Source organism: Herbaspirillum rhizosphaerae, assembly GCF_001189965.1.
Classification (GTDB): domain Bacteria; phylum Pseudomonadota; class Gammaproteobacteria; order Burkholderiales; family Burkholderiaceae_D; genus Herbaspirillum; species Herbaspirillum rhizosphaerae.
On record NZ_LFLU01000034.1, the window covers coordinates 1 to 10,597 of the forward strand.

Annotated in this window: 9 protein-coding genes; 2 read left to right on the forward strand and 7 right to left on the reverse strand. The window is 61.2% G+C overall.

Going from position 1 to position 10,597, the window contains the following annotated elements; all coding sequences use genetic code 11:
- Positions 1 to 92 precede the first annotated feature (92 nt).
- Positions 93 to 2,390 carry a UvrD-helicase domain-containing protein gene (locus AKL25_RS23445; protein WP_050480117.1) on the reverse strand — a complete coding sequence of 766 codons (2,298 nt, stop codon included), beginning with the start codon at positions 2,388 to 2,390 and terminating at the stop codon, positions 93 to 95.
- Positions 2,391 to 2,565: 175 nt separating this feature from the next.
- Here AKL25_RS23445 and AKL25_RS23450 point away from each other — a divergent pair, with 175 nt between their 5' ends.
- Positions 2,566 to 3,810, forward strand: coding sequence for an MFS transporter (locus AKL25_RS23450; RefSeq protein ID WP_083444857.1), 1,245 nt, complete (start codon positions 2,566 to 2,568; stop codon positions 3,808 to 3,810).
- 124 nt (positions 3,811 to 3,934) lie between these two features.
- Positions 3,935 to 4,423 (forward strand): Dps family protein, encoded by a 489-nt coding sequence (locus AKL25_RS23455; RefSeq protein WP_050480118.1) that lies wholly within the window; start codon positions 3,935 to 3,937, stop codon positions 4,421 to 4,423.
- Positions 4,424 to 4,500: 77 nt separating this feature from the next.
- On the opposite strand, the gene AKL25_RS23460 is transcribed toward AKL25_RS23455, so the two are convergent.
- From AKL25_RS23460 to AKL25_RS23485, 6 genes are all read right to left on the reverse strand, one after another.
- A complete protein-coding gene (locus AKL25_RS23460) occupies positions 4,501 to 5,754 on the reverse strand; it encodes an MFS transporter (protein ID WP_050480119.1) in 1,254 nt (417 codons plus the stop codon).
- Between the two features lie 176 nt (positions 5,755 to 5,930).
- Entirely contained in the window at positions 5,931 to 6,923 is a 993-nt protein-coding gene (locus AKL25_RS23465) for a 4-hydroxythreonine-4-phosphate dehydrogenase PdxA (RefSeq protein ID WP_050480120.1), read from the reverse strand.
- A gap of 105 nt (positions 6,924 to 7,028) precedes the next feature.
- Entirely contained in the window at positions 7,029 to 7,979 is a 951-nt protein-coding gene (locus tag AKL25_RS23470; RefSeq protein WP_050480121.1) for a LysR family transcriptional regulator, read from the reverse strand.
- A 155-nt stretch (positions 7,980 to 8,134) separates the two neighbouring features.
- Positions 8,135 to 8,785 (reverse strand): thiamine phosphate synthase, encoded by a 651-nt coding sequence (gene thiE, locus AKL25_RS23475; protein ID WP_050480122.1) that lies wholly within the window; start codon positions 8,783 to 8,785, stop codon positions 8,135 to 8,137.
- Positions 8,782 to 9,612 (reverse strand): bifunctional hydroxymethylpyrimidine kinase/phosphomethylpyrimidine kinase, encoded by an 831-nt coding sequence (gene thiD / locus AKL25_RS23480; protein WP_050480123.1) that lies wholly within the window; start codon positions 9,610 to 9,612, stop codon positions 8,782 to 8,784. Before thiD ends, thiE begins: the two co-directional genes overlap by 4 nt.
- Positions 9,613 to 9,620: 8 nt before the next feature.
- Positions 9,621 to 10,430 (reverse strand): thiazole synthase, encoded by an 810-nt coding sequence (locus AKL25_RS23485; protein ID WP_050480124.1) that lies wholly within the window; start codon positions 10,428 to 10,430, stop codon positions 9,621 to 9,623.
- Positions 10,431 to 10,597: the final 167 nt, after the last annotated feature.

Genomic DNA, 10,597 nt, shown 5'->3' on the forward strand with positions numbered 1-10,597 from the left:
GCGGCTGCCGGGCCGCACCCGGCAAAGGTTGATCGAAGAAAGAACAGCAAAAGTTACAGCAAACCGCAAGTCGGAACAAAGCAAACCCAACCTCACCCCACCTTCTCCAACTTAGCCACACTCAAATCCAACAACTTCATCCCAAACTTCCCGAAGTTGATATGCGCCCGCGTACTCCCGCCGCCGCCCTCGATGTTGACGATGACGCCCTCGCCAAACTTGGCATGCGCCACATTCTGCCCAATCCGCCAGCCCGAATCAGGCCGGCTGAAATTCTGCGCAATCTTGTTGTTGCCGGATTCAGGCGCCGCGTCCCAAGCCGATTTCGGCTGGGCGAACCAGCTATGTTGCTGCTGCTGAATCTTCGGCGACAGCCATTTGATCGACTCATCCGGCAGTTCGTCAAAGAAGCGTGAGCGCATGTTGTAGCGTGTCTGTCCATGCAGCATGCGCGTCTGCGAAAAGCTCATGTACAAACGCTTGCGCGCGCGCGTAATCGCCACGTACATCAAGCGACGCTCTTCTTCCACGCCACCCTCTTCCTTGGCGCTGTTTTCATGAGGGAACAAGCCCTCTTCCAGACCGGTGATGAATACCGCATCAAACTCCAGACCCTTGGCCGAATGCACCGTCATCAGCTGCAAGGCATCCTGACCGGCCTGCGCCTGGTTGTCGCCGGCTTCCAGCGAAGCATGCGAGAGGAAAGCCGACAGCGGCGACATGATCGTCGTCAGCGATGCATCGGCATCGATGATTTCAATACCGTCGGCGGTGGTGATGGAGGTGCCGGCAACGGCTTGCGCCTGCGGGCCGAGGAAGGCCGGGGCATCGAGGCCGTAGCCTTCTTCCGACACGAACAAGGTCGCGGCGCTGACGAGCTGCTCCAGATTTTCGATACGGTCTGCGCCTTCTTTTTCGTTCTGGTAATGCGTGATCAGGCCGCTGGCGTCGAGCACCACCTGCACCATTTCCTGCAGGGGCAGATTCTGCGTTTCAAAACGCGCGCCTTCGATCAGCTTGATGAAGCCGTTCAATGACGAACCAGCCTTGCCGGCAACATAAGGCACCGCGGCGTACAGCGAGCAGTTGTACTGACGCGCCGCATCCTGCAGTTGCTCCAGCGCCTTGGCGCCGATGCCGCGGGTCGGGAAGTTGACCACGCGCAGGAAAGCTGAATCGTTGTGCAGGTTGTCCATCAGCTGCAGATAAGCGATGGCGTGCTTGATTTCGGCGCGTTCGAAGAAGCGCTGGCCGCCGTACACGCGGTAAGGAATCGCCGACGAAAACAAGGCATGCTCCAGCACGCGCGACTGCGCGTTGGAGCGGTACAGCAAGGCGATCTCGCTGCGCGACCAGCCTTCGGCAATCAGGTTCTTGACCTGCTCGATGATCCATTGCGCTTCCTGCAGGTCACTGCTGGCTTCGAAGATGCGCACCTGTTCGCCATGGCCGGCGTCGGTGCGCAGGTTCTTGCCGAGACGCTTGCTGTTGTTGGCGATCAGGATGTTGGCGGCGTCGAGGATGTGGCCGTGCGAGCGATAGTTCTGCTCCAGCTTGATCAGGTTCTGCACGCGGAACTCGCGCTCGAAAGCGGTCATGTTGCCGACGTTGGCGCCGCGGAATGCGTAGATGCTCTGGTCGTCGTCGCCCACTGCAAACACCGCGCCGCTGTCGACCTGGCCCTGGCCCGACATCAGCTTGAGCCATTTGTATTGCAGGTCGTTGGTGTCCTGGAACTCGTCCACCAGCACGTGGCGGAAACGGCGCTGGTAATGCTCGCGCAGCGGCTGGTTGCGCGACAGCAGTTCATACGTACGCAGCAGCAGCTCAGCAAAGTCGACCACGCCTTCGCGCTGGCATTGCTGGTCGTAGAGGTCGTACAGTTCGACGAACTTGCGGTTGTAGTCGTCATGCGCTTCGACGTCCTTGGCGCGCAGGCCCTGGTCTTTGGCGCCGTTGATGAAGTACATCAGGTTGCGCGGCGGATACTTCTCGTCGTCCACGTTCATCTGCTTGAGCAAGCGCTTGATGGCCGACAGCTGATCCTGCGAGTCGAGGATCTGGAAGGTCTGCGGCAAGGCGGCGTCGCGGTGATGCGCGCGCAGCAGGCGATTGCACAAGCCATGGAAGGTGCCGATCCACATGCCGCGCGTGTTGATCGGCATCATCGCCGACAGCCGCGTGAGCATTTCCTTGGCCGCCTTGTTGGTGAAGGTCACCGCCAGGATGCCCGAAGGCGACACTTGCCCGGTCTGGATCAGCCACGCAATGCGGGTCGTCAGCACGCGCGTCTTGCCTGATCCGGCGCCGGCCAGGATCAATGCGGATTGTGCAGGAAGGGTGACGGCCGCGAGCTGCTCGGCATTGAGATTGTGGAGAAGATTTTGCATCCCGCGATTATACGTGGGTGCGTCATCCTCAGTGCGCAACGGGTCTGGATTCTTCCTTAGAAAAATTCGCCGGACCAGACCAAATCCCGCGCCGCCAGCAGGTTTGCGGCAACAGGAGTAAAATTCCGCACTGCAACATGGCATTGAGGCCAGTTGCCCTCTCTTACTCCCTATCATGTCCGAAGAAGCTCTACGTTCCACATCTGCTGCCGCCACCTCCACCACTGAGGGCGCGCCTGTCACTACCCCTGCGCAATCCGCGGTCATCGTCCAGATCCTGTCGACTGTCCTGTTCACTTTTCTTGCCTATATGACCATAGGCATTCCGCTGGCGGTCTTGCCGGGCTATGTGCATCTGGATCTGGGCTACAGCTCCTTCATTGCCGGCCTGTCCATCAGCGTGCAATACCTGTCCACCTTCATCACGCGCGCCCAGGCCGGACGCATGGTCGACACCATCGGCCCCAAGAAAACCGTCATGCGCGGCATGCTGGCCTGCGTCGCCAGCGGCGTGTTCCTGGTGCTGGCGGCCTGGTCGTCGGAATTGCCCTGGCTGAGCCTGTCCATGATCCTGGTCAGCCGCTTCTGTCTCGGCATCGGCGAAAGCCTGGCCGGCACCGGCTCCATCATCTGGGGCATCGGCCGCATCGGCGCGACGCACACCGCGCGCATGATTTCGTGGAACGGCATCGCCACCTACGGCGCCCTGGCCATCGGCGCGCCGCTGGGCGTGGCCTTGCAGCATGTGGCGGGTTTCTCGTCGATCGGTTTCCTCGCGCTGGCGCTGCCGCTGATCGGCTATCTGATCGCCCGTCGCCGCCCTGCGGTACCGGTGGTGCGCGGCGAACGCCTGGCCTTCCGCCTGGTGCTCAACCGCGTGCTGCCATACGGCATCGGCCTGGCGCTGGGTACGGTCGGTTTCGGCGCGATCGCGACCTTCATCACGCTGTATTACGCCAGCCATAACTGGTCCAATGCGGCGTTTTCGCTGACGCTGTTCGGCGGCTTCTTCATCGGCTCGCGCCTGCTGTTCGCCAATTCGATCAACCGCTTCGGCGGCTTCAAGGTCGCCATTGCTTCTTTTGCCGTCGAAGCCGTGGGCCTCAGCATCCTGTGGCTGGCCGGTTCGGCGGAAGTCGCCATGATCGGCGCGGCGCTGGCCGGCTTCGGCTTCGCGCTGGTGTTCCCGTCGCTGGGCGTGGAAGCGGTCGGCCTGGTGCCAGCGCCCAATCGCGGCGCGGCGCTGGGGGCTTACTCGGTGTTCCTCGATCTGGCGCTGGGCATCACCGGGCCGCTGGCCGGACTGATCGTGGGCCAGTTCGGTTACGAAGAAGTGTTCCTGTTTGCCGCCGTGGGCGCGCTGTGTGCGGTGGCGTTGACGCTGTCGCTGTATCGCCGTTCGCAGCTTGCCAAAGAATAATCGGTTGAAATAGTCGGATCTAATACCTTGTGATGGTGTCAATCATCCCTATGTCTTATTCATGGACTTACGGTTTTAGCATAAAATCGTGAGGTTGCATTCCATCACACCAAGGAGCGAAACAATGGCAAAAAAGAACGTGGCAGCGATCAATATCGGCATCAACGACAAAGATCGCAAGAAGATTGCAGACGGCCTCAGCAAACTGCTGGCCGATACTTATACGCTCTACCTGAAGACGCACAATTTCCACTGGAACGTCACCGGTCCGATGTTCAACACGCTGCACCTGATGTTCGAAGGCCAGTACAACGAACTGGCGCTGGCTGTCGACCTGATCGCCGAACGCATCCGCGCACTGGGCTATCCGGCGCCGGGTTCGTACAAGGATTTCGCCCGGCTGTCGTCGATCCCTGAAGCCGACGGCGTGCCTGCCGCAGATGAAATGATCCGTCAGCTGGTGGCCGGTCAGGAAGCCGTGACCCGCACTGCGCGTTCGCTGTTCCCGGCCGTTGACGCAGCCGCCGACGAACCGACCGCCGACCTGCTGACGCAGCGCATGCAATTGCATGAAAAGAATGCGTGGATGCTGCGCAGCTTGCTGGAAGGCTGATCGACAGCTTCTGCTGTTGCAATAGAAAATGCCGGCTTCGCGCCGGCATTTTTGTTTTCTGCACTACCTGTTCAGAATCAGGCCGGCACCTTGCTGCCATCATGCTGGTGTTCGAAGAAATGAATATCGCGATCCGGCCGCATCTTCAACGCCATCACCGCACCGATCAGCAGGAATACCGCCGAGCCGACAAACGGCAGATTCCAGTTGCCGGTCAGGTCGATCACGGTGCCGAACACCACCGGCGAAATGATCGTCGCCAATGCCGCCCCGGTATTGAGCATGCCGCTGGCGGTGCCGGTATATTCCGGCGCGACGTCCATCGGCACGGCCCAGATCGGTCCGATGGTCAGCTCGAGCATGAAGAACGCGCCCGACAAGCACCATGCGACCACGTTGACGTCATGGCTCAGCATCACCGGCACCAGGAAGCACAAAGTGCCCAGCAGACTGAACGCAATCACGCCCTGGCGCGCCATCGGCAGGCTGCCGGTTTTCTTCAATACCTTGTCGCTGATCAGGCCGCCGGTGACGTCGCCCACCACGCCGGCGAAAAATACGCCGGAGGCAAAGATCGCCGACTTCTTGATGTCCAGATGATAGGCATTCATGAAGAAGATCGGCACCCAGCTGAAGAACAGCGTGTTGGTCCAGACCTGGCAGAAATAGACGAAAATGGTCGGCGACATGCGGCGCAGGATTTTCTTCCACGGCGTATCGCCGCCGTTGGCTGTGACCTTGACGTGCTCCGGCAGGCGCGCCAGTTCCGCCTCATTGATCGCCGTGTGCTCGCGCGGATTGTCCTTGTAGTACACCGCCCACGCGATGATCCACAAGGCCGTCAATGCGCCGACGATAACGAAGGCCGCGCGCCACGAGTGCAGCACGATCAGCAAGGCCACGATCGGCGGCGCCACGGCATTGCCCAGCCGCGAGAACGAATGCGTGATGCCTTGCACGAAGCCGCGATCCTTGCGCTGGAACCAGTTGGCAATCGCGCGCGCCTGCGCCGGCAGCGCCGCGCCTTCGCCTATCCCCAGCAACAGCCGGGCCAGGATCAGCGACACCAGCCCGCTGATGAAGCCGGTGGCAATCGTCGCAACCACCCAGATCGAACCGCAGACGATCAGCGTCTTCTTGGCGCCGAGCCGGTCGGCAAACCAGCCGCCGATGATCTGGAAGATCGCATAGGTATAGCCGAAGGCCGAGAACGCCAGGCCCAGCGTGGTGTTCGACAGGCCGAGCTCATCCTTGATCGGACCGGCAGCGGCGGCCAGGTTGACGCGATCCAGATACAGGATGAAAGACATCGCGCAAAAAATGGCGAGCATATATTTCTGGACGTGCGTGGCGCGTCCGGAAGGGCCGGCTGCTCCGGCTGTTACAGCGGAAAGTGATTGCATAGTCTCCTCGCGGAAGGTGTGGCGCCTTGTTGGCGCTCATTGTTGTGATGATCTCGATATTGCAAAACCCGGTTGCCGCGCCGAAGCGCGGCATCATTCGGCGCTCAACTTTTCAGGCGGCTTTCCCCCATGCGGCAGGCCAGCTCGAAGGCGTTTTCCATCGCCGTGATCTTGGCGATGCCCTTACCGACGATATCGTAGGCGGTGCCGTGCGCCGGCGTGGTGATCGGAATCGGCAAGCCGCCTTCCACCGTGACGCCGACATCGAAACCGAGCAGCTTGGTGGCGATCTGCCCCTGGTCGTGATACATGCTGACGATGCCGTCGAGTTGTCCGTTTTTGGCGCGCAGGAAAATCGTGTCGGCCGGGAACGGGCCCGTCGATGAATAGCCTTTCTTCGCCGCCATGGCGATGCCCGGCTCAATCACGTCGATCTCTTCGCGGCCGTAGTTGCCGTTGTCGCCGTTGTGCGGGTTGAAGCCGCACACGCCGATGCGCGGCTCAGCCTTGCCCGCGGCGCGGAAGGCATCGGTCAGCATACCGATGGCTTGCGCCACGCCTTCGGCGGTCAGCACCGAGGACACGTCTTTCAAGGGCATGTGCGAAGTCACGCGACCGGTCCACAGGTCATTGAGAATGTTCAACTCGCCGCATGGACCGTCGTAGTTGAGCAGCTTGGCGAACCAGCGCATCTCGTCTTCTTCATGCATGCCGCCCAGGCGCATCGCGCCCTTGTTCAGCGGCGCAAAACACAGCGCATCGGCCTTGCCGTCGGTCACCAGTTTGGTGCCCAGCTTGAGCGAATCGAGAATGAAATGGCCGTTGTCGACGCCCGCCACGCTGGGCGCATATTCCCGCGCGTCGCCGTCCCAATCCTGGATCGTCAGCCAACCGGACGCCTGCGGAATCGGCGCATTGACGGCCTTGGCGGCGCGTTCGATTGCGGCCCGATTGCCAATCAGCGTGACGTCGGCGCGCTTGCCGATGCCCGGCAAGGCCAGCAGTTGCACGATGAGTTCAGGGCCGATGCCGGCCGGGTCGCCGATGGTCAGGGCGATGCGAGGTTTCTTCACGAATGATGGTGATGCAGCGGACATGCCGGCTCCTGTGTGATCTGGTCGTTGGCCTGCCGGGCCGATAGCAAAGACGGCATGGCAGACGTTGCACAGACTATAAGGGCGCGGCCCGGCGGACTTCCATCGCTATTTCGACGAATCAGGATTCGCGTTTTGCGAAACCGGGCTGGAAAGAGCCTCTACCAAGGACTTTGCGGCAGATGACATGGCGATGTCAGGTTGATGGCAGAGCACGAAACGGCGCGTGGCCCACTCTCCGTTGATGGGAACCGAACGAAACTGCTCGCCGCCCGCCAGCAGCGCAGCGACTGCAGTCGGCATCAGGCCGATGCCGATTTCCTCGGCTATCATCGCCGCCATGCTGTGAAAGCTGCGCACCATGATGCGCATGTGCAGCATGCGATTGGTTTCGCTCGCCAGCCGTCCCAGCATCAGGGAAATCGCCGCGCCTTCGGACAGGCCGATGACGTTGTGCGGCAGGATGTCGTCCAGGGTAACGCTGTCGTAGTGCGCCAGCGGATGCGTACGCGGCGTCACCAGCACCAGCCGGTCTTCGCGATACGGCACGCTCGGCAACACCGAGCCGCCGAGCGTGCTTTCATAGATCCCTATATCAGCTACGCCGCGCGTGACGGTCTCCAGCACGCCCTGACTATTGAGTTCGATCAGGTCGATCTTGATGCCGGGATAGAGCGCGTTGCAATGCCGGATATCCTTGGCGAGAAACTGCAGCACCACCGAAGTACACGCCGCGACGCGGACCACGCCCATATTGCCCTGGCGGAAGGCATTGGCGTCGTCCTGCATGCGCGCTACCGAATGAATCATGCTGCGCACATGCGCGAGCAAGGTGCGCCCCGCGTCGGTCAGCGCCATGCCATGCGGCAGGCGGTCAAACAAGGCGATGCCGAATTGCGCTTCGAATTCCTGAATGCGGCGCGAGGCGGCCGCCGGCGCCAGGTGGATGCGTTCAGCCGCCTTGGTGACGGCGCCCAGTTCCGCCGTCGCCTCGAACAGGCGCAGCGTGGTCAGATCGAAATGGACGCGCTCGGAGGAGAGATCGGGAAGAGAAGACATGGGCTGGGCTTTTGGCTAGCAAGGAGAGCTGAGAAAGGGTATTTAACCACTTTTCTTCACCTGTGCCGTGCACTGTCTTTTTGCTGCCGATAAATAGAATCGTCGTCCTGACGAAAGTCAGGGCCCGGCATCGTTCCGGCGTTCTCTGGGACTACTCATTGCAGCAATGCACTACGATTCATCAACTGAAAAAAACCACGCGCCGCCGCTTGCGGATCATCCGTCATGTAGACGCTGCTGATCGCCGCCACCATGTCGGTTCCCTGTGCAATCAGCGGCAGGCAATTTTCTTGCGTCATGCCGCCGATGACGACGATCGGCAACGGTATTTCCTTCTTCGACTCGGCGACGATTTCCGGCGCGGTCTTGAATTCATATTTCTTCACGCGCGAGGGATAGAAACCGCCGAAGGCCACGTAGGTCGCACCGGCCGCGTAGGCGTCGCGCGCCAGCTGCAAGGTGCCATAGCACGAAGCGCCGACGATCTTGTCCTTGCCGACCTGGGCGCGCACTTCCGCCACCGAGGCATCGGTGCCGCCGACATGGATGCCTTCGGCGTCAAGCTCAATACAGAGGTCGACGTAGTCATTGATGATGAAGGGCGTGTTGTGGCGACGGCAGACTTGCAACAGTGCACTTGCCTGCTCTTTGCGCAGCTCTGCATCAGCGGTCTTGTGACGGTATTGCACCAGCGTCGCGCCGCCCTTGATCGCTTGCTCGGTGGCGCCGACCAGTTTGTCGGTATCGTCCCAGTCCGGGGTCACGATGTACAGGCCGCGCAAGGACCATTGTTTAGCTTCACTCATTTATTTTCTCCAGCAAAGGGGCGTTCATACTGCGGCACACGATTGGGGATGCGCTGCCCGGGAGCAATCGCATACGAGGTTTCCAGCGCATGCTGGCAATATCGCTGCGCCGCTTCGATAGCGTCGCGCATCCCAAGACCTTGCGCCAGTTGTGCCGACAAGGCGGCGGCCAGCGTGCAACCGCTGCCATGAAACTCGTCCGGTAAACGCGGCCAGCTCCACGATGCAAAGACGCCGTCAGGGCCGAACCAGCGATTGACCACATCCTGATGCTGCGGGCCGTGACCACCCTTGAGCAGCACATGCGTGCAACCGCGCTGCATCAGGATGGCGGCCTGTTGCTCCGGCGCATGCTCGCTGCCGCAGAGGCGATTGGCTTCGTTGAGATTGGGCGTGATGACGGTTGCGACCGCATACAGCGATTCGATCGCCAGCGCCGCATCATCAGTCGACAACTGATCGCCACGGCCGTTGGCCAGCACCGGATCGAACACCACCGGCAAATCCGGCCGGCGCGCGCGCAATTGCAATATCAGATCCGCAATCGTCTCGGCATTGCGACGATTGCCGGCAATGCCGAGCTTGACGGCCCGGATGTCGAAACGATCGATCAGCACCTGCGCCTGATGGCGGATCAACTCCGCATCGATCGGATGCACGGCAAACACGCTGACGTTGTCCTGCACCGTCAGCGCCGTCGGCACCGACAGCGGGTGGCAGCCGAGTGCGCTGATGGCGGGAATGTCCGCCTGCATGCCGGCGCCGCCGCTCGGGTCGGAGCCGGAAAACACCAGCACGCACGGCGGCGTCGAACGATAGGTAGTCATGGCCTGACTCAGACTACCCGGCCCGCCATCGGCGACGACGGCGACGCGGCAAAGCGTTTCGGAACCCGCCCGGCGAGGAAGGCTTCGCGTCCCGCCTCCACCGCCAGCTTCATCGCCCGCGCCATGCGAATCGGATCGCGCGCGCCGGCAATCGCGGTATTCATCAGCACGCCGTCGCAACCGAGCTCCATGGCAATCGCCGCATCGGAAGCTGTGCCGACACCGGCATCGACCAGCACCGGAATTTTCGACTGCTCGATGATCAGCGACAGATTCCACGGATTCAGGATGCCCATGCCGGACCCGATCAGCGACGCCAACGGCATCACCGCGACTACGCCGAGGTCTTCCAGCATGCGCGCCTGGATAGGATCGTCGCTGCAATACACCATCACGTCGAAACCGTCCTTGACCAGCGTCCCGGCGGCTTTCAGAGTCTCCGGCATGTTGGGGAACAAGGTCTTCTCGTCGCCGAGCACTTCCAGCTTGACCAGCTTGTGGCCGTTCAGCAGTTCACGCGCCAGTTGCAAGGTGTAGACCGCGTCTTCCGCGTTGTAACAGCCGGCGGTATTGGGCAGGATGGTGTAGCGCGAAGGCGGCACCACGTCGAGCAGGCTGGGCGCATTCGGATCCTGGCCGATATTCACGCGACGGATCGCCACGGTAATGATATCGGCGCCGCTGGCCTCGGTGGCTTCACGGGTTTCGTCGAGATCCTTGTACTTGCCGCTGCCGACCAGCAGGCGCGAGTTGTAGGTTTTACCTGCAATCGTCAGACCCGCGTCTTTAGTCAGCGCAGGCGTATCGTTCATGTTCATTTCAAATCCTTTCAAGCGTTTGCAAGTTGCTGCAAACGACGCTGAGACAACAGCAAAATCAAAGATCGCCAAGCGCGATGCCGAAGGCGAGCCATCAGGGCAATGCGAAGCGAGCCGGTTTGGCAGCTCCGCTTGTGCGTAGCCGATGGCGGTGGGTACAAATCGGA

Coding starts and splice junctions, on each gene's coding strand:
- AKL25_RS23445 (WP_050480117.1), bottom strand. CDS start 2,390: ATGCAAAATCTTCTCCACAATCTCAATGCCGAGCAGCTCGCGGCCGTC.
- AKL25_RS23450 (WP_083444857.1), top strand. CDS start 2,566: ATGTCCGAAGAAGCTCTACGTTCCACATCTGCTGCCGCCACCTCCACC.
- AKL25_RS23455 (WP_050480118.1), top strand. CDS start 3,935: ATGGCAAAAAAGAACGTGGCAGCGATCAATATCGGCATCAACGACAAA.
- AKL25_RS23460 (WP_050480119.1), bottom strand. CDS start 5,754: ATGCTCGCCATTTTTTGCGCGATGTCTTTCATCCTGTATCTGGATCGC.
- AKL25_RS23465 (WP_050480120.1), bottom strand. CDS start 6,923: ATGTCCGCTGCATCACCATCATTCGTGAAGAAACCTCGCATCGCCCTG.
- AKL25_RS23470 (WP_050480121.1), bottom strand. CDS start 7,979: ATGTCTTCTCTTCCCGATCTCTCCTCCGAGCGCGTCCATTTCGATCTG.
- thiE (WP_050480122.1), bottom strand. CDS start 8,785: ATGAGTGAAGCTAAACAATGGTCCTTGCGCGGCCTGTACATCGTGACC.
- thiD (WP_050480123.1), bottom strand. CDS start 9,612: ATGACTACCTATCGTTCGACGCCGCCGTGCGTGCTGGTGTTTTCCGGC.
- AKL25_RS23485 (WP_050480124.1), bottom strand. CDS start 10,430: ATGAACATGAACGATACGCCTGCGCTGACTAAAGACGCGGGTCTGACG.